The organism is Candidatus Omnitrophota bacterium (assembly GCA_028716165.1).
GTDB lineage: Bacteria > Omnitrophota > Gorgyraeia > JABMRG01 > JABMRG01 > JAQUQI01.
Genome location: JAQUQI010000002.1, coordinates 12,882 through 37,414 on the forward strand (window position 1 = coordinate 12,882; position 24,533 = coordinate 37,414).

General features: G+C 45.9%; 23 protein-coding genes. 22 read left to right on the forward strand and 1 reads right to left on the reverse strand.

The features are described 5' to 3' along the window. The first annotated feature begins 23 nt into the window (after nucleotides 1–23). The 7 genes from tgt to otsB all read left to right on the forward strand — a co-directional run bounded on the left by tgt (nucleotide 24) and on the right by otsB (nucleotide 9,064). Nucleotides 24–1,154: a tRNA guanosine(34) transglycosylase Tgt gene (gene tgt / locus PHV77_01510; GenBank protein ID MDD5503971.1), complete on the forward strand. Its 1,131-nt coding sequence runs from the start codon at nucleotides 24–26 to the stop codon at nucleotides 1,152–1,154. 113 nt (nucleotides 1,155–1,267) lie between these two features. Then, on the forward strand, nucleotides 1,268–1,600 hold the full coding sequence (gene yajC / locus PHV77_01515) for a preprotein translocase subunit YajC (protein MDD5503972.1): 333 nt from the start codon (nucleotides 1,268–1,270) through the stop codon (nucleotides 1,598–1,600). Between the two features lie 69 nt (nucleotides 1,601–1,669). Continuing rightward, complete coding sequence (secD, locus tag PHV77_01520) at nucleotides 1,670–3,883, forward strand: protein translocase subunit SecD (GenBank protein ID MDD5503973.1); 2,214 nt, start codon at nucleotides 1,670–1,672, stop codon at nucleotides 3,881–3,883. 50 nt (nucleotides 3,884–3,933) lie between these two features. Further along, a complete protein-coding gene (locus PHV77_01525; GenBank protein MDD5503974.1) occupies nucleotides 3,934–4,794 on the forward strand; it encodes a cation diffusion facilitator family transporter in 861 nt (286 codons plus the stop codon). A 51-nt stretch (nucleotides 4,795–4,845) separates the two neighbouring features. Beyond that, on the forward strand, nucleotides 4,846–6,591 hold the full coding sequence (gene recJ / locus PHV77_01530) for a single-stranded-DNA-specific exonuclease RecJ (GenBank protein ID MDD5503975.1): 1,746 nt from the start codon (nucleotides 4,846–4,848) through the stop codon (nucleotides 6,589–6,591). A 168-nt stretch (nucleotides 6,592–6,759) separates the two neighbouring features. Further along, entirely contained in the window at nucleotides 6,760–8,265 is a 1,506-nt protein-coding gene (locus tag PHV77_01535; GenBank protein MDD5503976.1) for a trehalose-6-phosphate synthase, read from the forward strand. Between the two features lies 1 nt (nucleotide 8,266). Next, nucleotides 8,267–9,064, forward strand: coding sequence for a trehalose-phosphatase (gene otsB / locus PHV77_01540; protein ID MDD5503977.1), 798 nt, complete (start codon nucleotides 8,267–8,269; stop codon nucleotides 9,062–9,064). Here the strand turns inward: otsB and rpmB are convergent. Further along, the gene (gene rpmB, locus PHV77_01545) at nucleotides 9,061–9,291 is read right to left on the reverse strand and encodes a 50S ribosomal protein L28 (GenBank protein MDD5503978.1); all 231 of its coding nucleotides are present in this window, start codon (nucleotides 9,289–9,291) and stop codon (nucleotides 9,061–9,063) included. The genes otsB and rpmB overlap by 4 nt on opposite strands. Nucleotides 9,292–9,476: 185 nt before the next feature. Between rpmB and recG the strand changes: the two genes are divergently transcribed. From recG to aroA, 15 genes are all read left to right on the forward strand, one after another. After that, a complete protein-coding gene (recG, locus tag PHV77_01550; GenBank protein MDD5503979.1) occupies nucleotides 9,477–11,546 on the forward strand; it encodes an ATP-dependent DNA helicase RecG in 2,070 nt (689 codons plus the stop codon). A 1-nt stretch (nucleotide 11,547) separates the two neighbouring features. Further along, nucleotides 11,548–12,138: a 16S rRNA (guanine(966)-N(2))-methyltransferase RsmD gene (rsmD, locus tag PHV77_01555; protein ID MDD5503980.1), complete on the forward strand. Its 591-nt coding sequence runs from the start codon at nucleotides 11,548–11,550 to the stop codon at nucleotides 12,136–12,138. After that, complete coding sequence (gene coaD, locus PHV77_01560) at nucleotides 12,135–12,632, forward strand: pantetheine-phosphate adenylyltransferase (GenBank protein ID MDD5503981.1); 498 nt, start codon at nucleotides 12,135–12,137, stop codon at nucleotides 12,630–12,632. Before rsmD ends, coaD begins: the two co-directional genes overlap by 4 nt. Next, the gene (gene pta / locus PHV77_01565) at nucleotides 12,625–13,629 is read left to right on the forward strand and encodes a phosphate acetyltransferase (GenBank protein ID MDD5503982.1); all 1,005 of its coding nucleotides are present in this window, start codon (nucleotides 12,625–12,627) and stop codon (nucleotides 13,627–13,629) included. The genes coaD and pta overlap by 8 nt, the downstream gene beginning before the upstream one ends. A gap of 14 nt (nucleotides 13,630–13,643) precedes the next feature. Next, nucleotides 13,644–14,792 carry an acetate kinase gene (locus tag PHV77_01570; protein MDD5503983.1) on the forward strand — a complete coding sequence of 383 codons (1,149 nt, stop codon included), beginning with the start codon at nucleotides 13,644–13,646 and terminating at the stop codon, nucleotides 14,790–14,792. Continuing rightward, nucleotides 14,789–15,199 (forward strand): DUF177 domain-containing protein, encoded by a 411-nt coding sequence (locus PHV77_01575; GenBank protein MDD5503984.1) that lies wholly within the window; start codon nucleotides 14,789–14,791, stop codon nucleotides 15,197–15,199. Before PHV77_01570 ends, PHV77_01575 begins: the two co-directional genes overlap by 4 nt. A 10-nt stretch (nucleotides 15,200–15,209) precedes the next feature. Next, a complete protein-coding gene (gene mtnP / locus PHV77_01580; protein MDD5503985.1) occupies nucleotides 15,210–16,064 on the forward strand; it encodes an S-methyl-5'-thioadenosine phosphorylase in 855 nt (284 codons plus the stop codon). Between the two features lie 58 nt (nucleotides 16,065–16,122). Continuing rightward, nucleotides 16,123–18,963, forward strand: coding sequence for an isoleucine--tRNA ligase (gene ileS, locus PHV77_01585; protein MDD5503986.1), 2,841 nt, complete (start codon nucleotides 16,123–16,125; stop codon nucleotides 18,961–18,963). Next, on the forward strand, nucleotides 18,935–19,318 hold the full coding sequence (locus PHV77_01590) for a TraR/DksA family transcriptional regulator (GenBank protein MDD5503987.1): 384 nt from the start codon (nucleotides 18,935–18,937) through the stop codon (nucleotides 19,316–19,318). The genes ileS and PHV77_01590 overlap by 29 nt, the downstream gene beginning before the upstream one ends. A gap of 4 nt (nucleotides 19,319–19,322) precedes the next feature. Beyond that, nucleotides 19,323–19,772 (forward strand): signal peptidase II, encoded by a 450-nt coding sequence (gene lspA, locus PHV77_01595; protein MDD5503988.1) that lies wholly within the window; start codon nucleotides 19,323–19,325, stop codon nucleotides 19,770–19,772. A 9-nt stretch (nucleotides 19,773–19,781) separates the two neighbouring features. Then, on the forward strand, nucleotides 19,782–20,528 hold the full coding sequence (locus PHV77_01600) for a prolipoprotein diacylglyceryl transferase (protein ID MDD5503989.1): 747 nt from the start codon (nucleotides 19,782–19,784) through the stop codon (nucleotides 20,526–20,528). After that, nucleotides 20,509–21,402 (forward strand): RluA family pseudouridine synthase, encoded by an 894-nt coding sequence (locus PHV77_01605; GenBank protein MDD5503990.1) that lies wholly within the window; start codon nucleotides 20,509–20,511, stop codon nucleotides 21,400–21,402. The genes PHV77_01600 and PHV77_01605 overlap by 20 nt, the downstream gene beginning before the upstream one ends. 182 nt (nucleotides 21,403–21,584) lie before the next feature. Further along, on the forward strand, nucleotides 21,585–22,385 hold the full coding sequence (locus PHV77_01610) for a hypothetical protein (protein MDD5503991.1): 801 nt from the start codon (nucleotides 21,585–21,587) through the stop codon (nucleotides 22,383–22,385). A 2-nt stretch (nucleotides 22,386–22,387) separates the two neighbouring features. Beyond that, a complete protein-coding gene (locus PHV77_01615) occupies nucleotides 22,388–23,152 on the forward strand; it encodes a hypothetical protein (protein MDD5503992.1) in 765 nt (254 codons plus the stop codon). A gap of 23 nt (nucleotides 23,153–23,175) precedes the next feature. Next, complete coding sequence (gene aroA / locus PHV77_01620; GenBank protein MDD5503993.1) at nucleotides 23,176–24,462, forward strand: 3-phosphoshikimate 1-carboxyvinyltransferase; 1,287 nt, start codon at nucleotides 23,176–23,178, stop codon at nucleotides 24,460–24,462. Nucleotides 24,463–24,533 lie beyond the last annotated feature (71 nt).

Genomic DNA, 24,533 nt, shown 5'->3' on the forward strand with positions numbered 1-24,533 from the left:
TTTTAAACGAAAAATCGCGGCATATGTATTCCTTAATAAAAAAAGACAATAAAACTAAGGCGCGCTTGGGCGTATTTCTAACGCCCCATGGCAGTATAGATACGCCGAATTTTATGCCCGTAGGGACTATAGGGGCTGTAAAAACCTTATCACCATATGAGGTAAAAGATGCGGGCACGCAGATAATGCTCTCAAATGCCTACCATCTTTTTTTAAGGCCCGGCCCTGACACGATCAAAAGCGCGGGTGGCCTACACAGATGGATCAACTGGCCCGGGCCGATACTTACCGATAGCGGCGGTTTTCAGATATTCTCTTTGGCCCGTTTATGCAGGATAGAAGATGACGGAGTTGAATTCAGGTCGCATATTGACGGCGCGAGTTTTTTTATGACGCCTGAATCCGTAGTGGATTTCCAGTTATTGCTGGGTAGTGATATTATGATGGTCCTTGACGAGTGCCTGCCGTATCCTTGTCCGCGCGAGAAAGTCATGCGTTCTATGGAGTTGACTGCCGGCTGGGCCAAACGAAGTATGAGTAATTTTACCGCGCAAAAGCCCAGTAGCGGTAATTTCCCCACCCCGGGATCATTACTGTTCGGTATTATACAAGGCGGCATGTATCCGGATTTACGCAGGCAGGCGGCGGAGCAAATCGCCGGCATGGGTTTTGACGGTTATGCCTTAGGCGGTTTGAGCGTCGGTGAACCGAAAGAATTAATGTATGATGTCCTTGATAAGACAGCAGTCCTTATGCCTGACGATAAGATAAGGTATCTTATGGGTGTCGGCGCCGTTGAAGACATGTTTGAGGCTGTTTCTTTGGGTATTGACATATTTGATTGCGTGGTTCCTACCAGAAATGCCAGGAACGGCCTTGCTTTTACCTGTGCCGGCAAGATTCATATAAGGAATGCCGGGTATAAAAATGATCATAGCCCTGTTGATCCTTACTGCAAGTGCGATTGCTGCCGGCATTATACGCGTTCATATATACACCATCTTTTTAATATAAATGAAATACTTGGGCTTAAACTATTATCGTTGCATAATGTGGCTTTCTATGCTACACTAATGAAAAATATCCGGGAATCCATACAAGAGGACAGGTTTTGTGAATTTAAAAAAGAATTCCTGCACTTGTATATAAGGTGATTTTTTATGTCTATTTAACCCGGAAAGCCAAGGCCGGACACGCGTAATAGGCAAAACCCTTGTCATGGCGCGTAACAATATGCCCGCAGAAAAGGGCAGAAGGAGAAAAAATAATGTTTATTCAGACAGCATATGCTATGGGCCAGTCGCAGCAGACTGCCGGGGCAGACGCCCCAAATCCGTTAATAAGCCTTATGCCGCTTATCCTTATGTTTGTGGTATTTTATTTTTTGCTTATTAGGCCGCAGCAGAAGAAACAAAAAGAACATCTGCAGATGCTTGATTCCATTAAAAAAAATGACGAGGTAATTACCACCGGAGGCATACACGGGACCGTGATTAATATTAAGGAAAAAACATATTCAATCAGGGTTGACGATAATGTGAAACTTGAGGTATCAAAGTCCGCGGTCTCAACTGTCAAGAAAAAAGTCAGCGTGGAATAATTTACCGCCGCCCGGATCCGGCCTATTGCGCCCGGATTCTTAAGGCAAAAATAACGGGAGTTGTTTGACATGCAGAAAAACTTGAAATGGAGATTATTACTGGTTGTAGCCGTAATGGGTTTGGCGTTATGGAGCCTGTGGCCGCCGTTAAGTATCAAGGGCGCCGATGGCCGTATTGCGCGTGAGGGCAGGATAAATCTGGGTCTTGACTTGCAGGGAGGCATGCATCTTGTCCTGAAAGTGGATATATCAAAACTTTCCGCCAAAGATGCTGAAGGCGCGCCCGAAAGAGCGTTGGAGATAATAAGGAACAGAATAGACCAGTTTGGGGTTAAAGAGGTATCAATACAGCGGCAGGGCAAGGATGAGATAGTTATTCAATTGCCCGGCATTACCGACAGACAGCGCGCTCTGGAACTTATCGGTAAGACCGCCCTTTTGGAATTCAGGCTTGTTTCTTCTGATACCGAAAAGATTAAGTCAGCGCTCGCAGGCAATGTTCCTGACGGGTATGAACTTTTGGCCACGGAAGACGGCGAGAATGTGCTTGTAGAAAAACATGCCTCTGTCATCGGTTCAGACCTCGCCAACGCGATCGTGAATTTTGACCAGTCCGCTTTCAACCAACCCGTTGTTTCCATAAATTTTACAAAAGACGGCGCTTCCAAGTTTGCCAATGTAACAGGCGAGAATGTCGGCAAAAGGCTTGCCATTGTCCTTGACGGCAATATTAAATCAGCACCTGTTATAAGGGAGAGGATACCGAGCGGAGATGGTGTTATACAGGGCAGGTTTACGCCGGAAGAGGCCAATGACCTTGCGATAATTCTTCGCGCCGGAGCTCTACCCGCCCCTGTTTCCATAGAAGAAGAAAGGACCGTAGGCCCGTTATTGGGAAAAGATTCAGTCCGGTCAGGTATAAAGGCCGTAGGTATTGGAGCCCTTTTAGTTTGTATTTTTATGATATTATATTATATGCTGGCAGGCACGATTGCTGTGACCGCTCTTATCTGTAATTTATTTATTATACTGGGGGTTATGGGATACTTTCATTTTACTCTTACTTTACCCGGTATAGCAGGTCTTATATTGACTTTGGGCATGGCTGTTGACGCCAATGTATTGATCTATGAGAGAATGCGCGAGGAATTAAAGACAGGGAAGACCATACGGGCCGCTATATCAACGGGATATAGCAAGGCCTTCAGCGCTATTATTGATTCAAACCTTACGACATTGATAGCCGCGGCGCTTTTATTCCAATTCGGCACAGGGCCCATCAGGGGATTTGCTATGACCCTTACCATAGGTATATTTGCCAGCTTATTTACCGCGCTTGTTGTTACGCGCGTTATCTTTGACCTGCTTCTGCTTTCTCCCGGTTTTAAGAAGCTCCATATGATGAATTTGATACACGATACCAAAATAGATTTTACCGGCAAGAGAAGGATTTGCTACGGGGCGTCAATTTTACTTATTGTAATAAGCTTCGGTATTTTTACCTTCAGAGGCGAGAAAAATTACGGCGTGGATTTTTCCGGAGGCACATTACAGCAGTTGAAGTTTGAGAAACCTGTTGATATAGCCCGGATAAGAGAATCGGTCAACAAGGCAGGCATAGGGGGCGTGAATATACAGGGCCTTGCCGGCGACCGGGAGATATTGATACGCACGGCGCAGGATTCCAGCGATGCTGTTGAATCTGCTTTGAAAGAGCCGATGAAAGATAATCAATTTGAATTTATGAGGATAGAAAAAGTAGGCCCTTCCATAGGCAGGCTTTTACGAAAAAATGCCATTAAAGCGCTTTTGTTCGGCATGCTGGGTATTATGATATACGTAGGCCTGCGGTTTAAGCATTGGGAATACGGCCTCGCCGGCATAGTAGCGCTTTTCCATGATGTTTTTATTGTTATAGGGGCCATGGCGCTTACCGGCAGGGAATTTGATATTACCGTGGTCGCCGCTATTTTAACTGTAGCGGGTTATTCTATCAACGATACCGTAGTTATATTTGACCGTATTCGGGAAAATATGAGGCTTATGCGCAGGATCAAATTTAGTGAGCTTATAAATTTAAGCATAAACCAGACATTGAGCAGGACCGTATTTACAACCCTTACAACCCTGTTTACGGTTATTGCCGTATTTTTATGGGGCGGAATAGTGCTTAATAATTTCGCTTTTTGCCTGATAGTCGGTTTTATATCCGGCATATATTCAACAATTTTTATAGCAAGTCCGATGATACTGCTATGGCGCAGGAACAGGCAGTCTTTTTAGGCCTTGCCCGTTATTTTTAAGAAGCGTTAGATCTATTTACGGGCTTTTATATGGATATCCGTTTTAGAAAAATACGCAGCATACTTTTGGCCATATTACTGCTCAATTGGATTGTGGCGTTTATAAAAATTATCTACGGCCACGCGGTGCAGTCAATAGCCATATGCGCCGATGGGTTACACTCATTTTCAGACGGCGCTTCCAACCTGGTAGGCCTTACCGGAATATGGGTGGCTTCACGTCCCAAAGACAAAGACCATCCCTACGGGCATAAGAAATACGAAACATTCGCCGCTATTATTATTGCCATTATTCTGTTCCTTATTTCTTATAATATTATAAGAAACGGAATAGACAGATTTCTCCATCCCGCAGTCTCTAATATTGACATAGCAAGTTTTATTGTTATGCTTGTCACTGTTGCCGTAAACGCGGCCGTATATCTATATGAAAAGTCCCGGGCGGCGGCCCTCTCAAGCGATATATTATTGGCCGATGCCGAGCACACTAAAAGCGACATACTTGTTTCCATATCGGTCATATGCGCTCTCATTGCCGTTAAAATCGGTTTTCCGGTAATAGAACCCGTTGTTTCGGTATGCATAGCTTTAATGATAGCGTATAGCGCGGTTATCATACTGAAAGAGTCGTCCGGCGTTCTTTGCGATAAGTCGGTTATGGATGAGGATCCGATAAGAAGCCTTGTCCTGGGATTTGATGATGTTAAGGGCTGCCATAAGATAAGGACAAGGGGCCGCAGGGATGATGTTCACATTGACCTGCATATTGCCGTTGACGCGGATATGCCGATAGGAAAAGCGCATGACCTTAATCACAGGATAGAAGAAAAGATTAAGGCCGATATTAAAAATGTTACCGATATTGTCATACACATTGAGCCGTTTATATGACGTGCCTTACGAAATAGGCACGCGGATATGCGCAAGGAGCCATCTGTTGCTATGAAAAAAAACTGGAACATCACTTATCAGGATACCGCTCTCCAGCAATCCCTTACAAGAGATATGCCTATATCTTCTCTTATGGCACGGATACTTATAAACCGCGGCATAAGTTCGCCGCGCCAGGCCGAACTGTTTCTCAATCCGAGCCTGCTTAACCTGCATGATCCTATGCTGATGAAAGGCATGGATAGATGTGTTTTTAGGATAAGAGAAGCCCTCCGCCGCAAGGAAAAGATACTTGTTTACGGCGATTATGACGTTGACGGCATATCCGCCGCGGCCCTCATGGTCCTTGTTCTTAAGCATATCGGAGCTGATGTAGATTCCTATCTTCCAAGCAGGATTAATATAGGATACGGTTTAAATGAAAAGTCGGTACGCGTTATTCGTGACAAGAAACCTAAGCTTTTAATAACTGTTGATTGCGGTATCGGCGCCCTGGAGCAGATAGAGGAATTGAAGGGTTTGGGCATAGACGTAATAGTTACGGACCACCATACGCCCGATGAAAGGCTTCCTGCCGCCGATGCTATAATAAACCCGCTCCAAAATGGGTGCGCCTATCCTGAAAAAAACTTGTCGGGCGTCGGCATTGTTTTTAAATTGGCGTCGGCATTATTAGGCGCCGGAGATGATTGGTTGCATCAACAGCTTGATCTTGTCTGCCTGGGTACTATTGCCGATGTGGTGCCTCTTACAGGAGAGAACAGGATACTGGTAAAAAACGGCCTGGACCAGTTGGCCAACACAAAAAAATGCGGATTAAAAGCGCTTATTGAACAGTCCGGGCTAAAGGCAAGGGCCATAACATCTTATCATGTAGGTTTTATTTTGGGGCCAAGGATAAACGCCTCGGGCAGGGTCTCGGACCCCGGCGCGTCATTGGACCTTTTTCTCGCCGAAGACGCTAACCGGGCAGAAGCGCTTGCAAAAGCCCTCTGTGCCGAAAACAGGAACAGGCAGAGGATGGAAGAGTCTGTTTTAAGACAGGCGGTAACCAGGGTTGAGAACAGCATGGATTTTAAACGCCAGCGGGTTATTGTATTGGATGATGCTTCCTGGCATAGAGGGGTCATAGGTATAGTTGCCTCACGGCTGGTTGACAGGTTTTACCGGCCTGCTGTTATTATTTCTATTGACGGCGATGAAGGCCGGGGCTCGTGCCGTTCCATAAGAGGCTTTAATCTTTTTGATGCTTTGAGCGGTTGCGCCGGGCATCTGAAAAACTTTGGCGGGCACGGTTATGCCGCCGGTTTTACGATAGCAAAAGACAAGCTTGGCGAATTCAGGCGGAGCATAAATGATATGGCAGATAAGATGCTTATGCCCCAGGATCTCGTGCCCAGCATAAAGGTGGATGCCGAGATACCTATATCGGACTTAAACCGTAAGACGCTTGAAGAACTTGACAGGCTTAATCCTTTTGGTGTCGGCAATCCTAAGCCTGTATTTGTTTCCAGACAGCTTATGATACGTAATATGCCGCAGGCCTTACGCAAGTCAACGATAAAGATGTGGGTCACCGACGGTAAGGTTACAGCCGAAGCCATTGGCTTTAATATGGCCCAGCGGGTTCCGGATCTTTTGCGCCAAAGCAAGATAGATATTGTGTATACCTGCGAATTAGACACTTATAAAGGCATAACATCCATCAAGCTCCAGCTCAAAGATATACGCGCTCTCCCCTTGCCCCTGATTGAAGAAGCCCGGAATCTTGTCACAGATACGGTACTTTCCGCTTAAAATTATGGCTTAAAGCCGGATTTGAAGTTTTTTAAAGGCGCGTCTTAACGATTCACATAAGGCCTGCCGTTTTTACGGCTTTAAGGCATTTATTTTTTATTATAATTTTTATAGCTTTTGACAAAAGCCGCCTGTTAAGCTATTATATGAATAAAAGGGATATGTTCTATGTATACAAAGAATGATCTGCAAAATGCCGTAAAACAGATATTTGCGGATAATATGCTTATTGTAGTTTCAAACCGCGAGCCTTATGTGCACAAGGTGCGCGACGGGAAGATAATCTGCGGCCAGCCTACCGGAGGAGCCGTCGCCGCCCTTGAACCTGTTATGAGCGCTTGCGGCGGCACATGGGTGGCATATGGTTCCGGTTCAGGCGATAAAAAAACGGTTGACAAAAAAGACCATGTGGCAGTTCCGCCGGGCAAGCCTTCGTATATACTAAGAAGGGTATGGTTAAGCAGAGAGGAAGAGGCGGGTTATTATTACGGTTTTTCTAACAAGGGATTGTGGCCTTTATGCCACATAGCCTATACAAGGCCTGAATTCAACGAAGACGAATGGCGGGTATATGTTGACGTCAACAAAAAATTTTGCGATGCCGTACTGGAAGAGATCGGTGATAAAAAGGCGTTTGTATGGATACAAGATTATCACTTGACACTTTTACCTCTTATGCTCAAGCAGGCCCGGCCGGAACTGCTCGTGTCGCATTTTTGGCATATACCATGGCCCAATTCCGAGGTATTTCGTATCTGCCCAAAACAGAGGCAGATACTGGAAGGCCTTTTGGCCAATGACCTGCTGGGTTTTCATATACGTTACCACTGCGAAAATTTCTTTGATACTGTAGACAAAATGCTTGAGGCAAGAATAGACCGTGAACGCTATTCCGTGGTATACAGGGGCCACGAGACCCTTGTCAGGGCGTTTCCTATAAGCGTTGATTTCAACGCCATATCCGATAGATGCGGGACTTCCGATATCAAGAGACACGCCAGGCCGCTTGTGGAAGAATATAATTTAAGCGGCATAGAATTCATAATGTTCGGGCTTGACCGTATAGATTACACGAAAGGAATCATTGAACGGATAGAGGCGGTGGATAATTTTCTTGATAAAAATCCTTCTTTCAAGGGCAGGCTGGCCTTTGTTCAGGTAGGAGATTTGAGCAGAATACATCTTCAGGCGTATAAAGATTTAAACGACAAGATAAATGCCGTTGTTGAACGCGTGAACTGGAAACATGCCAGCGAAGATTGGGCGCCGATAGTATTGGTGAGGCGCCATCTCTCATCAGACGAGATCATGGCCTTTTACCGGCTTGCCAATATATGCGTTGTCAGTTCTCTGCATGACGGTATGAACATTGTTGCAAAAGAATATATAGCGTCAAGGCCGGATGGAGACGGTATATTGCTCTTGAGCCAGTTTACCGGAGCCGCCAGAGAGCTTACGGATGCGGTCACCTTTAACCCCTTTGACGCCGAGTCTTTTGTTGATAATATAAAATATGCTCTGGAGATGCCTGAAAATGAAAGAAGGCGCAGGATGTCGTCTTTGCGCGAGATAGTTTCTGAAAAAAATATTTACAAATGGGCCGGAGACATGGTATCGGAATTCGTCAAAATACAGAATACCGCCGCTTTTCCGGCCGGACATAAGATAATATAAATTGAAATACCTATTAAAGAATCAGACAGAGCTGATTTACCGCATATCAGACCCGTCTTATCTGCATATTTTTCTGGATTTTGACGGAACGCTGGCCCCGATAACCCAAAGGCCGGAACAGGCTGTCATGCCTGATGCCGCGCGCGATATTTTGAAAACATTAGTAAAGGCTAAAGGTGTAAGGATATCCATTGTAAGCGGCCGCGCCTTAAATCGTGTTATCAGCTTAGTTGGCATAAAGGGCATAAGCTATGCCGGCTGTCACGGCCTTGAAACGCGGCCTATCGGCAAGCAGGTTTTTCCCACCGCCAACCGGTCCGGGGTAAGGGCCTGTATTGGTTCTATAAGACAATCGTTGACAAAGGCATTGACAGGCATTATCAACATGGCCTCCATTGATATTGAAGACAAGGGCCTGGTACTAAGCCTTCATTACAGGAGGCTAAAACCCGCCTGCCTTAAAAAACTAAGAGAAGTATTTTTAGCTGTTTCAAAGCCTTATGTCCTTTCCGGGCAGATGCGTGTCCTGAATAATAAAAAAGTATTTGAATTAAGGCCTCTGGTAGGACGGGATAAAGGTTCGTATTGCCTGGACGCGCTAAAGGGATACAGAAAAAAAGCACTGCCTATTTATATAGGCGATGACAAGACGGACGAGTCGGCATTTAAGGCCTTAAAGCGCGCTGGCATTACGGTATTTGTCAAGGGAGAAAGAAAAACCTCGTCCGCTGAATTTTATCTTCATTCAACGAACGAGGTGATAGATTTTTTGCGTCTTATAGCCCGCGCAAGATCTTAGACGGCTTTTTTTACTTTACCGGATTTAAGGCATTCTACGCAGACGAGAATAGTTTTTCTGCTTTTCCCCACAATCGCCTTAACTCTCTGAAGATTGGGGAGAAAACGGCGTTTATTTGTCCTTACGATCTTTCTGCCGACCCCGCCTTTTCTCTTTGCCATACCGCGCCGGGTTATAGTCCTGCCCGAACTCGGCCCTTTTCCGCATATTGAACATACCTTTGACATTTTTTAGATACCTCCTTGAGAATTCCTTTAATAGTGTGATATAATATCATACTATTAATGTTAAGGCAAGGCTTATTTTTAACGCCTGCCATAGCGCCACTACAAAAACTGATTGCTAAAAATATAAGCGTATACCGGCGCAAACGGTTTTAAAAAACTTATAACTTTTTGCCATGCATAGCGATTTGAAAGACATATCCGCGCGTTATATAAAAGGCGTAGGCCCTGACAGGGCCAGGCTTTTGAAACGTTTGGGCATAAATACCGTTCAGGATGCCTTTGAGTATTTTCCCAGAAGGTATGAGGACAGGAGCAATATAAAATCCATAAAGGACATTGTCCCCGATACATACCAGACTGTAAAGGCTAAGATTGTTTCTTCCTCGGTATTTAGAACTAAAAAAGGTATAAGCATTTTCCAGCTTGTGGTATCAGACGGGACCGCTAACATGTATTGCCTGTGGTTTCGCCAGCCTTATATGAAAAAGTGTTTTCAGCCTGACGATATTTTGATTCTTTACGGGCGCGTGCAAAAAACGACAAGGTTTCAGCTTATACACCCTGAATATGAAATCATAAGAGAGCCTCAAGCCCAGGAAGAGCCCATACATACCGGACGCATTGTGCCGGTTTACCCGCTAGCTTCAGGTGTGCACCAGAGAAGTTTAAGGAGGATAATAAAAAATTGTATTGATCAATACCTGGATCAGGTTGATGATATTTTGCCGCAATATATTGTTACGCGGCATAAGCTGTTTGACATAAGGCCGGCTGTAAACAATATACACTTTCCCTCTGATGATGAAAAAAGGCTTTTGGCAAGGAGGCGTATAATATTTGAGGAATTTCTTATTCTTCAGCTCGCGCTTGCCTTAAGAAGGCATCAGATAAAGAGCGCGGCTGTACCCGGCCGGCGTTCTATAGACCCGTTAAGAGAAAAAGAGTTTTTTGCCTCACTTGATTTTAAACCGACTGCTTCGCAAGAGCGCGTGATGGAAGAGATAAAAACCGATGTCTTAAGCCCAAGGCCTATGCACCGGTTAATCCAGGGCGAGGTTGGTTCAGGCAAGACTCTGGTAGCCGCCTATGCCATGTTTTTGGCCTGTGCCGGCGGTCATCAGGCGGCCATTATGGCGCCTACGGAAATATTGGCCCGTCAGCATTATATAACATTAAACAGGATATTTTCCAGGCTTGGTATAAATACGGCCTTGCTTATGAACGATATGGGCAGGCAGAAAAAAGAGGACGTGCTGACAGCTGTAAAAAAGGGGAGCATAGATATAATAATCGGCACTCACGCTTTGATACAAAGAGGCGTTGAGTTTAATAATCTTGGGATGGTGGTTGTTGATGAGCAGCACAAGTTTGGCGTGGAACAGAGAGCGGCATTGAAGATAAAAAATGATAACCCCGATGTCCTTATTATGACGGCAACGCCCATACCCAGGACCATGGCAATGACTCTCTACGGGGACATGGACATATCTGTTATAGATACCATGCCGCACGGAAAGAGGAATGTAAAAACGATGTGGGTTGAGAGTTCGCGCCGGGCAGAGGTCTATGATTTTGTAAAAAACCAGATTGCCAGCGGTTGCCAGGCGTATATAGTATACCCTGTTATAGAAGCATCTGATTGCATCAAATCAGAAGGGGCCCTGGTCATGTTTGAAAAATTAAGCCAAACGGTATTTAAGTCTTTACGTTTGGGGCTTATGCATGGCAGGCAGAACGAAGCGCAGAAGTCGGCCGTGATGTCTGATTTCAAACAAAAAAAAATAGACGTGCTTATAGCGACGACTATCGTGGAGGTCGGAATAGACGTTCCAAACGCCTCGGTCATGGTCATTGAAAGCGCCCATCGTTTTGGGCTTAGCCAACTCCATCAATTAAGGGGCAGGGTGGGCAGAGGCAGGAATGCTTCTTTCTGCCTGCTCGTGTCGGATACGGATACGGATGAGGCCCGCCAAAGGCTTGAGGCCATATCCAGGATTGAAGACGGTTTTGAAATAGCCCGCGAGGATTTAAATATAAGGGGCCCCGGCGCCCTGTTTGGTAAACAACAGCACGGAACGCCGGCCCTGACATTGGGCAATATCGTATCCGATGTGGATATATTGGAACAGGCAAGGCACGAGGCCTTTGGTATCATAGACTCTGACCCGGCCCTGAAAGACGCGCGCCATAAAAAGATGAAGGACAAACTTATGGAGCGGTTTAAAGATAAATTTTATTTAGGCATGACAGGTTAATATGAGAGTTATTTCCGGTATATATAAAGGGCGTTTGATATCAATGCCTATGGGCATCAGGCCTACAAGGGACAATGTAAAAGAGGCATTGTTCAATGTCTTGGCTTCTTCCGTGCGCGATAAGCGCGTGCTTGATCTATTTGCCGGAAGCGGCGCGCTGGGCATAGAGGCCCTTAGCAGGTCGGCAAAAGAGACGGTTTTTATTGATAACTCAAAAGCGTGCACGGATATAATATATGATAATATAACTAAATTATCCGCCGCCGGTTTTTCCGCCAGTATACGTATATTTACCAAAGACGCGTTCGCGGGCATCAGGCTTTTAGGCGGCGAGGGTAAAAAGTTTGATATAATATTCGCGGATCCGCCTTACTATAAGGACAGGGCAAGCGGGTCTTATCATAAAAACCGTATAAGAAAATGCTTGAAGTATATTAGTATGTATGATATACTTGGCAATTCAGGTTTGGTGTTTGTTGAGCATTTTAAAAAAGACATTGTCCCCGGAAATTCCGGATGCCTGAATCTGTCCCGTCAGCTAAATTACGGGGATACCACAGTAAGCCTTTATACAAAAGTGGAAACTAAATGACTAAGACAGCCGTATACCCCGGAAGTTTTGACCCCGTAACGCACGGCCATATAGACCTTATCAGGCGCGCGTCCAAAATATTTAAAAAAGTTATAATAGCGGTGACCGATAACAGCGCGAAACAGCATCTATTTACAATAACCGAAAGGATGGATATGGTCAGGCAGGCTACGCGCCGTATTAAGGGCGTGTACGTGGACAGCTTCAACGGCCTGTCAGTGGATTATGTGAAGAAAAAAAATTCATACGTTATCATAAGAGGCATAAGAATGGTGTCGGATTTTGAGTATGAATTTCAGATGGCGCTTACCAATAGGCGTTTAAGCAGTGACGTTGAGACCATATTTTTGATGCCGAGCGAATCTTATTCCTATCTATCGTCAAAACTTATCAAAGAAACGGCCCTGCTCGGAGCGGATATCAGTTGTTTTGTGCCTCAATTTGTTGCCAGGGCGCTCTCTAAAAAAATAAAACAGGGGAGAAAAAATGCTTAGGGTGATATCGGAATTAAGAGAAAGGGCCAAACATTCCAGGCGCAGGATATGCCTGCCCGAAGGCGAGGACGAGCGCACGCTTCAGGCGCTTCATTATATTGTCCGCGAAAAACTCGCGGATATTACACTCCTGGGAGATAAAGGTAAGATAGCTTCTATCTGCAAGGCCAAGGGTTTCGCCCTTGGCAATACAGAGATAATAGATCCTGCCGCGTCGGACAAACTTGACGTTTATACGGACGGCCTTTACGGGAAGAGAAAGAACAAGGACATGACCAGGGATGACGTAAGGGCCATGCTTGTTCAAAAGCCCGTATACTTCGCGGCCATGCTTGTAGGAGAAAAAAAAGCCGATGGTTTTGTTGCCGGCGCGGTCCACACTACGAGAGATGTGGCCAGGTCGGCCTTGTGGTGTATAGGAGTTAACCCTGAAGTTAAAACAATGTCAAGCTCGTTTATAATGGTGTTACAGGACGAATCTTTTGGCGAAGGGGGAGTTCTGGTATTTGCCGATTGCGGCATTGTCCCCGAGCCCTCTCCGAGACAGCTTGCCAATATTGCCATGTCCGCCGCGCGCCTTATGCAGAATATATTTAACGTTCAGCCGCGTATAGCGGTATTGAGTTTTTCTACAAAAGGAAGCGGCAAAACAGAGGCAACCGAAAACCTGGTGAGGGCCGTTGAAATAACAAGAGAAAAATACCCGAATCTTTTAATTGACGGCGAGCTCCAGGCTGATGCCGCTTTAGTGCCTGATATAGCAAAAAGAAAAGCGCCGGACAGCCCTGTAGGAGGCAAGGCGAATGTCCTGATATTTCCTAACCTTGAGTCAGGCAATATCGCCTATAAGCTGACGGAAAGGCTTGCCAAGGCCAGGGCCCTTGGCCCGTTATTGCACGGGGTTATGGCCCCATGCAGTGATCTTTCCAGGGGGTGCTCTGCCGACGACATCATAGATATAGTTTGTGTCACATCCCTAAGATGCGCGCACACTTAAAAAACGGTCCTGCCATGAAAATACTTATAATTAACAGCGGTTCATCCAGCATAAAATACCGGTTGTTTGACCTTAAAAAAGACAGGCTTTTGTGCAAAGGCATAGTAGAGCGTATAGGTTCTGATAAGGCGCTTATAAGCCATGATGCCGGGCGCGGAAGGTGTTTTACCGGTAAGGTTGAAGCCTGTGACCATTATAAGGCCATTAGACATATATTTGATATTTTGGTCTCTCCCAAATCGGGCGTTATGAATTCATGGGCCGACATCTCTGCCATAGGCCACCGCGTTGTCCACGGAGCCGAGATGTTTAAAGGGCCTGTGCTTATAAATAAGGCCGTTATAAAAGCAATAGAGGGCTTTAATGAATTGGCCCCGCTGCATAATCCACCGGCAGTTCTTGGCATAAAGGCATGCATTGAGTTTGCCAAGGGCATACCGCAGGCGGCTGTTTTTGACACGGCTTTTCATCAGACTATACCTCCTTATGCCTATACCTACGGCATACCTTATGGTTTTTATAAAAAATACGGGATACGCAGATACGGTTTTCACGGAACAAGCCACAAGTATGTGTCACAGCAGGCGGCAAAGATATTGAAAAAACCGCTTTCCAGACTGAACCTGGTCACCTGCCATTTGGGTAACGGTTGCAGTATAACTGCCGTAAAATCAGGCCGGTCTATTGATACGAGCATGGGTTTTACCCCGCTTGAAGGCTTGCTTATGGGTACAAGGTCAGGCGATATAGATCCTGCCGCGGTATTATTTATTATGGAAAAGGAAGGCCTCTCCATTAAGGATGCCGATCATATGCTCAATAAAAAAAGCGGCATACTCGGCCTCTCCGGCGTAAGTAACGATATGAGGGACATATTAAAACGACTACGCGAAGGCGATAAAATGGCCGCTCTTATCCTGGACATATTCGCCTACCGTATCATAAAATATATCGGCGCTTATACCGCCGTTATGAACAGGATTGACGCCGTAGTCCTTACGGGCGGCATAGGAGAAAACAGCGCTGTTATCAAGTCAATGATTGGCCGTAGGGTAAAAGGGTTTTTATCCAAATTCCGAGCCAGGCTTATTGTGATACCCACAGATGAAGAGTGGATGATAGCCAAAGAGACGTCGGAAATGGTCGGAGCAAAGAATCGGTGAAAGTCTGCGTTAACGAGATATTGAAAGACGGGCTGGACATAGAAAGGCATATAGAGGCGAGCTCACTCGGCATAGAGACCTCACAGATAACGTATCCTTGTCCGGTCACTGTCCGCGCGCATTTGGAAAGAGATGCCGATACGGTCCGCGCGTCTGTATCAATATCGGCAAAAGCCCGCATGATATGCAGCAGATGCCTTGAGCAGTTTGATTTCAACATATCGCAAAAAGGGGATTTTATCTATGATACGGGCAACGGGCATTTCATTGATTTGAGCGACGACATAAAAGATTCTATAATGCTGGGGTATCCTATGAGGCAGTTATGCCGCCCCGATTGCAAGGGCCTGTGCCATAAGTGCGGCGCTAACCTTAACCAGGATTCCTGCGGATGCGTTACGCGATAATGGAGAATATATGTCAAAACTTGGTATCATAGGCGGCAGTGGTTTATACGACATGCCCAACCTGCGTGCCGTGGAATGGATAGGCATACGAACGCCGTTTGGTAAGCCGTCGGATAAATTCCTCCGCGCCGAACTGTCCGGCAGGGATGTCATATTCTTACCAAGGCACGGCAGGGGGCACCATCTTTTACCCGGAGAAATTAACAATGCGGCGAATATTTACGCTATGAAAAAACTCGGCGTTGATACAATAATATCCGTTTCTACCGTAGGCAGCCTTAGGCAGGAGATTAAGCCTATGGATATAGTCATACCGGACCAGTATGTTGACAGGACGAACCAGGCCAGGTCAGGCACATTGTTCGGTAACGGCCTCGCGGCACACATAACGTTTTCCGACCCTGTCTGCCCGGTATTGTCAAAACTGCTCTTTGACGCGGCCTCGGCGCTGGGCCTGCCTGCTCACGCAAAAGGCGTATATCTTAACATGGAAGGGCCTTCATTTTCTACCAGGGCGGAATCAAATCTCTATAGGAGCTGGGGCATGGATATTATCGGCATGACGAATCTTCATGAAGCCAGATGCGCCAGGGAAGCGGAGATATGTTATGCCACATTGGCCATGGTCACGGACTATGACTGTTGGCATGAGTCGGACAATGCCAGCGTTGATATTATAATACAGAACCTCTCGCGCAATATAGATAACGCTAAAAAAATATTAGAAACCGTATCAAGCCGATTGCCCCAAAAAAGAGACTGTCTTTGCGCCGGCGCCTTAAAAGGCGCTATTATTACAAAGCCCGCAGCTATTTTGGCAGATGTAAGAAAAAGGCTTGATATCATAATCGGAAAATATTTATGACACCGCCGCCAATGGCGTTTTTTAAAAATCAAGGCTTTTAAAAAGGCAGATAGAAAAAATGGATTATAAAGACACATTAAATCTTCCGCGCACGGATTTCAAAATGAAGGCCAGCCTGCCTCAAAAGGAGCCGGATATACTGAACTTCTGGCGCGATGCGGACATATGCTCCAAGATAAAATCAGCGCATCAGCACATGCCCAAATACGTCTTGCATGACGGGCCTCCTTACGCGAACGGCCATATACATATAGGCCATGCCATGAATAAGATATTAAAGGATATAGTTATCAGGCACAAGACGATGAAGGGTTATTATTGTGAATATATACCCGGATGGGATTGCCATGGACTGCCTGTTGAGCATGAACTTTTCAAAAAAATGAACAAAAAGAAAGCCGATATCAGCCAGATAGAATTCAGAAAAAAAGCCCACGATTACGCCATGGGTTTTGTTGATGTGCAGAGGCAGGAATTCAAAAGGCTGGGTATATTCGGGCAATGGGATGAACCCTATCTTACCACGGACAAATCCTATGAGGCATCTATAATAAGATCATTGGCTTGCCTTGTCCGAAAAGGTTATATATATCAAGGGCGAAAGCCTGTTAACTGGTGCTGTAAGTGCGAGACCGCTTTAGCCGAGGCCGAAGTGGAATATGAAAATCGCGTATCCGCGTCTATCTATGTCAAATTTAAAATATCCGATTTAGACAAACAAACCAAGCTTCCATCCTGTGTTATCGGCAAAAACGATTATATACTTATATGGACAACAACGCCCTGGACACTGGTAGCCAATGTTGCCGTGGCCGTTCATCCTGACAGCGAATACGTTATCGTTGAGACAGGCGGGGAAAGAATTATCATGGCCTCTGCCTTGCTTGAGCAGGTTTACGCAAAGACAGGGCTTAAAAAAGGCCCGATAGCCGCCTCTGTGAAGGGAAAGGATTTGGAAGGGTTGTCTTATGAGCATCCATTCGGATACCGCCGCGGAAGTGTGGTGCTTGCCGATTATGTGTCCATGGAAGATGGGACAGGTTGCGTGCATACCGCTCCGGGTCACGGCCAGGACGATTATGCCACGGGCCGGTCTTACGGCCTTGAGGTCATAATGCCTGTTGATGAAAGAGGCGTATTCACCGAACAGGCAGGGGAATTTAAAGGCGCCAATGTCCATCAGGCCAATGACGCTATTATTGACAAGCTCAAGCGCTTAGGCCTTCTGGTTTTCAGCGGCCAGATAAATCATTCCTATCCTCACTGCTGGAGATGCAAAAGCCCCATTATATTCAGGGCGACAGAACAATGGTTTATGTCCATTGACCATAACGGGCTAAGGCCTGCCATCCAATCCGCGATAAAAGAGGTCAACTGGGTGCCTGCCCAGGGTTATGAGCGTATAAAATCCATGATAGATACGCGGCCGGACTGGTGTTTGTCCAGGCAGAGATATTGGGGGGTTCCCATACCTGTTTTTCGTTGTCTACGGTGTAAAAAATGGATAGCGGACGGCGCGGCCATTGACCATTTTGCCGCTATTGTTGAAAAGCATGGCAGTGGAATATGGTTTGAGGCGGACATGAAGGATCTTTTGCCTAAAGGTTATAAGTGCGCCTGCGGGGGGTTTGATTTTGAGAAGGGCAAGGATATAATTGACGTGTGGTTTGAATCAGGCGTAAGCCATCAGGCTGTTTTAAAAAACAGGAAAGGGCTGGAATATCCCTGCAGTTTATATCTTGAGGGAAGCGACCAGCACAGGGGATGGTTCCAGTCATCCATAATAACATCTATGGCCATAGACAATAAATCCGCTTTCAAATCCGTTCTTACCCATGGTTTTGTTGTGGACGGCACAGGCAGAAAAATGTCAAAGTCGCTTGGCAATGTTGTTTCGCCCCAGGATATTATAAAAGATTACGGCGCGGACATATTAAGGTTGTGGGCGGCATTTTCAGATTATAACGACGATATCAGGATATCCGACGAGATAATGGCCAGGCTCGTTGAGGCATACCGCAAGATCCGCAATACGGCGAGGTTTATGCTTAGCAACTTGTATGATTTCAATCCGCGCAAAGACCTTGTGCCGGATGATAGTATGCGCCAGATAGACAAGTGGGCTGTATCAAGGGCGCGCCGGCTTTTACACGATACAAGCGCCTATTATGAGAGCTTTCAGTTCCATAAAGTTTATCACAACCTTTACTCGTTTTGTATTGTTGATATGTCTAATTTTTATCTTGATATTGTAAAAGATGTGCTTTATACTTTTAAAAATGATTCCGTAGAGAGGCGTTCATGCCAGAGCGGTTTATATATCATTCTTGATGTTCTCGCAAGGGTCATAGCGCCTGTTCTCGTATTTACATCGGAAGAGATCTGGCGGTGCATGCCCGGCAGAGAAGGTATGCCGGAAAGCGTGCATTTAAGCCTTATTGACGATAAAGACAGTTTCAGCGTAGACGACAACCTTGAGGATAAATACGCGCGGCTTAAACGGGTAAGGGACGCTGTGCTTAAGGCGCTTGAATCCAGCCGCGGCGCCGGCATGATAGGCAGTTCGCTGGAGGCTTGCGTAATGTTGCATGCCAAAACGGATGAAATATGGGATTTTTTGAAGTCCAACGAGAAAGACCTTGCCGCGCTTTTTATAGTTTCTCAAGCCGGCGTTGAAAAAGGGCCCGGCTCCGAGGGGGCCTTTGAAGACGATGAACTGCCGTCGGTGCGGATATCTGTTACAAAGGCCAAAGGCAAAAAATGCGACAGGTGCTGGAATTTCAGCCTGACTACGGGCAAGGGCTCAAAATACGCCAATGTGTGCGGCAGGTGTCATGACGTATTGGCCGGTATAAAAGGAGAAATTGGTAATGGAGAAATTAGAAAAATCAAAACTTAAAAAGATCCTTCTGCAGATGAGAGAAGGCATCATTGCCAAGGTTAGGAATATAGAAAAAGAGAACCTGAACCGCCTGCAAAAAGACGCTGCCGGAGACCTGTCGGGTTATGGCATACATATGGCGGATGTGGCAAGTGATAATTTTGAGCGTGAGCTTTCGCTCGGCCTGGCTGCCAATGAGCGTGAACTGCTTTACAATATTGACGACGCGTTAAAGAGGTTAAATGAAAGGGATTTCGGGCAATGCCAGGCCTGCGGCAAGCCGATAGGCATTAAACGATTAAGCGCCGTTCCCTATGCCGTAATGTGCGTGGCATGCCAGGAACACGCTGAAAAGAACAAGGGTCAGGCCTGATATTGTGTGGTTTTTTTTTGTGGTATTTATCGTGGTGTTTTCAGACAGGATTACCAAGGCTTTGGTTTTTTCAAGCCTGACTGCCGGGACATCGTATCCTGTCATTGACAATATATTGCATATCAGCCCTATCTATAATAAAGGAATGGCGTTCGGGCTTTTTCCGAATTGGGGTAGTTCCTTTTTTGCTGTTATATCATGCCTTATTCTTTTATTTATCGCATATTTTCTAATTTTTAAAAAGCCCAAGTCGTTTTTGCTGATCTCCGGAATGTGTTTTGTGTTTTCCGGCGCTCTTAGTAATCTTATTGACCGTCTGGCTTACGGCCGCGTATTAGACTTCATAGATTTCAGATTATGGCCTGTTTTTAATATAGCGGATTCGGCAATTACACTGGGTGTATCATTGATATCGCTGTATCTTTTTAAGCAAAGCCGCCTTAAACGCGTGTGAGGGGACCGCATGTACCCAATACTATTGAGAATAGGGCCTGTAAGAATATACTCTTATGGCGTTATGCTCGCTTTGGCTTTCTCTGTTTGCCTTTTTTTGGCTTTGAAGCGCTGTGGTTTGTTCGGTATCAGGCAGGATATCTTCAGCAATCTTGTGCTCGTATTGCTCTTTTCCGGAATTATCGGCGCAAGGCTCCTTTATGTCTTTTCAGAAATTGATTTTTTTTCCCAAAACCCTGTGGAGATATTTATGATAAACAGGGGAGGGCTTGTTTTTTACGGAGCGTTCATATTCGCTCCTTTATTCGGTATTCTCTATGCCAAAAAGTCGCGCATATCTGTGGCGGATGCCGCTGACCTCCTGGCCCCTTTTATAGCCTTGGGCCACTCCATAGGAAGGATAGGTTGTTTTTTAAACGGCTGTTGTTATGGCAGGCCGACGGATTTGATGATAGGCGTTTGTTTCCCATCAAGCCATGTCAAGGTATATCCTGTTCAGATATTTTCATCAATCGGGCTCTTCTTTATTTTTATTGCCCTTTCGCGTATACAGCAAAATCGCGCCTTCAAGGGCCAGGTCATAGCGTGGTATCTTATACTCTATGGGTTATTCAGATTTGCCATAGAGTTTTTTCGCGGCGATCTGCCGCAACTGTTTTTCGGATTAAGTCTTACCCGGATAATCAGTATAGCATTTGTCTTGACCGGTCTTTTGATAATTTATTTTTCCCGCGGCCATGAACAATCAATCACTTAAGACAGAGCCCAGTGACAGCGGCAAGAGGCTTGACGTTTGTCTTTTTGAAAAATTAAACAAGTCATGCTCCAGGAGCGGCCTTAAAAGGCTCATACTGCGGGGGGCTGTTACTATTTCGGGCCTTGCCAAAAAGCCTAATTACCGGATCAGGCCCGGAGACATTATAGATATTGTTTTCCCTGTTGACGAATCCACGCGCGTTCGCGCGGAAAACATACCGCTTGAAATCATTTATGAAGACTGTGATATTCTCGTGCTGAATAAACCTGCCGGCATGGTTGTCCATCCCGCGGCAGGCAATAATGACGGCACTCTCGTTAACGCGTTAGCTTTTCATACCAAGGGCCTGCTTGCCCATATCGGGACCAGCCCCAGGCCGGGTATCGTGCACAGGCTGGACAAGGACGTGTCGGGCCTGCTCGTCGCGGCAAAGACCGATACCGCGCACCGCCTATTGACAGGCGCTTTTAAAAACAGAACGGTAGATAAGACATACATCGCTTTTGTTGAAGGAAATGTCGCCCCGGATACGGGCCGCGTAGAATTGCCTATCGGCAGGTCTTTGAGAGACAGGAAAAAGATGGCGGTTAAATTTACCCATTCCAAAAACGCCTTGACAAATTTTCAGGTCTTAAAAAGATATATAGGCTATACTAAACTGCGCATACAAATATCCACAGGCAGGACGCATCAGATAAGGGTCCATATGTCGCATATAGGCCATCCGATTATCGGCGATAAAAAATACGGCGGAAGGCAATTTGGCAGGATAGCGCTTTATGCCGCCGGCCTTAAATTCAGGCATCCGGTTTCCGATAAAGAGCTTTCCTTTTGTTTAAAAATGCCGCCTGAAATGTCCGTGTTTGATAAATAGGTATTTTAGTATAATGCTTTACGGGATATTGTAATGTTGTTTCCCGGACGCGGACTTTGCCGCGGTCAGGTTTTCTGGCGCGTTCAAAATGCTTCAACGCTTTTTTTAATTTGACTTTAAGCTTCTTTGCAAATATACTATATTTGTTATATCAAGTATAGGAGCGGCCAATTAATAATTTATTGAATATCATTTTAATTATTGTTCTCGTGTTTGCTCTTGTTTTTGCGTTCTGGTGTTTTCTTGACAAAGGTAATAATACGCGCCAGCGTCTTTTGCATGAAGAAATGCTTTCAAAGGAAGAGGCGCTGAAGGAAAAAGACCAGGAACAATTGACAAGATTGCAGGATGACGTGGACGGACTGCAGAAGAGTATTGATAATCTGATGAACAGGTCCGCTTCGCTTGAGTCCGAACTTCTTTCCGCCAAACGCCAGCTGGAATCAGCCGAAAGAGATATCAGGCAGTGCAGGGGCCGGATGCTTACGGCCAGGCAGGAGACGGATAGAATAAATACCAATATTGCCGACCTGAAAAACAGAATAGCCGTTCTTGTTAAACAAACCCTGGATGCCGATCAAAAGCTTATGATCCTTATGAAAACAAAAGAGGCTTTGGCAGACCAGTTGGAGTCCTATAAGTCTGCCGCCCGCCAGCAGCCCGTAAGCCAGCAGTATGAAGAGCAGAATATCCGCGAGCGGGACCTTGATACCGTGACAGAGACTGTCATAGACAATCCGGCGCTTCCTTCAGGAGAAGTCCTGACCGTTAACAGGGAATTCGCGTTTTTGGTGACAAACCTTGGCAAATCATCAGGGATAGAAGAAGGCTTGGTCTTGGATATCAGGCGCGATAATAAAAGCCTTGGCCGTTGCCGCGTTGAGACGGTAAGGGAGAACATATCGGCCGCCGCCCTTGTTGATAAAGACAACCTTTCGCAGATAAGGGCCGGGGACAAGGTCTTTGTAGAGCAGGAGATATAGCAATGGATAAAAATAAAGGATTAGCGGCAGGCCTTTTGCTTCTGGCCGCGCTGATTACGGCGCTGGGTTTATTCTTGTTTTCAGGTTCAAAAAAAGAATTAGCCTGCGCCAATTCTATTAAATTGCGTATTGATGCCGTAGTTGAAGAGCGCGCGCGCATAACGGGAAATATAGATATTCTCAATGGCCAGCGGGAAAGGCTCGTGCAGGATGTCCAGGATTACGGAGAAAAAATCAAAGCCCTTGAGAATGAGATACCTTCTGTTACGCAGGAAAGGGACAAGGCTCTGGCCATGCTTAGCGATGTGGAAAATGAGTTAGCGGAATTGAATCGTGCCCTTGAAGAAACAATTTCACAAGAAGCGGCCTTAAGGGATGAGCTGGAGAATGCCGGATTGACGCATAGAGACTTGCAGGACGCTCTTGAGTTTGCCGGCAGTGAGAAATTGGAACTTGAAGAAAGCCTGAAGGTCTGTATTCAACAGTCCCAAGGCGTTCAACTGCCCAAGATAATTGTCAAAGTCGCCAGGCCGTTAAACGGTGAAGTTGTGGAAGTAAGCGAAAAATACAATTTTTGTGTGATAGATTTAGGCAGTGGACAGGGGGTCAACAGCGGCGATACCCTGGAAATATACCGCGATAACCGTTTCATCGCCAAGGCGCTTGTTGAAAACGTTTATGATGACATGTCAAGCATAATCGTATTAGACCAATGGCGCGGTGTGAGCATATATACAGGTGATGCGGTAAAACTTCATAAAGTCTGATTTTAACCCCGTATTTTTAACATATGATTAAGATTGAAAGAGTTGTTTCCGCCAAGGGCGCTATTGTTGTTCCGGGGGACAAATCCATATCCCATAGGGCTGTTATGATGGCATCTATTGCCCGGGGCGCCAGCAGGCTCAATAATGTATTATTGGGCCAGGACTGCATGTCAACGATTGATGCCTTCAGGCAGATGGGTGTTCCCATTACCATAGAAGGCAACACCGTATATATTGAAGGCAGGGGGTTGAGGGGGTTGTCTTGTCCTGCCGGTGAATTGTATCTGGGTAATTCCGGCACTACCATGAGGTTGTTGCCGGGTATTTTAGCGGGCCAGAGGTTTGAAACTATTTTGACAGGAGATCCCTCTTTGTCGCGAAGGCCGATGAAGAGGGTAATCAAACCTTTAACGCTGATGGGCGTTGATATCAAAGGCGCCGCCGGCGGGGATTATGCCCCCCTAACGATAAAAGGCCGCGATGCTCTAAAATCTATTAATTACTGCACCGAAGTAGCCAGCGCCCAGGTCAAGTCCGCCATAATGTTCGCCGCCCTATATGCTGAAGGCAGGACGACTATCACAGAGCCTTTCGCGTCAAGAGACCATACGGAGAGAATGTTTGAGTTTTTCGGTATTGATGTGGAAAAAGAAGGCCTTTCCGTTTCCGTAAGAGGCGCGCGGGATAAAGAACTTAGCCCGCGTGATATTGATATTCCGGGCGATATATCCTCGGCGGCATTTTTCATTGCGTTAGGGGCCTTGTCCGAAGGAGCTTGTATAAGGATAGATAATTGCGGGCTCAATCCTACCCGTATTGGCATGATAAATGTTTTGAAGGCCATGGGAGCTGATTTGGAGATTATCCATGGCCCGAACGGCTTTGAGCCTCGCGGCAGTGTTATTATACATTATTCACAGCTTAATCGCGTTCATATAAATAAACACGACTTACCCTTAATGATAGATGAGATACCGCTTATTGCCTTGTGCGCGACACAGGCAAAAGGCGAAAGCGTTATAGAGGATGTATCCGAATTGCGGGTAAAGGAGACGGACAGGGTGCAAGCTGTTATTACAATTCTGAAAAGTTTTGGGGCTGACCTGAAAATGGCCGGCGATAATCTGGTAATAAAAGGCCCCACAGTTCTTAAAGGCGCTTCTGTCCAAAGTTATAATGATCATCGTATGGCCATGATGGCTGTTATTGCCGGCGCAATATCGCGAGGCGAAAGCTATGTTTCGCATGCAGACTGTATTAGCGTTTCTTTTCCCGGCTTTATGCAGGCCCTGTCAGGCCTGGCCAAGTAGTTATATTATATTTATATTTGACAAGGTTAAGCTGTTCTGTTATAATTTTTTCACTCTTATAATTGGCCCGG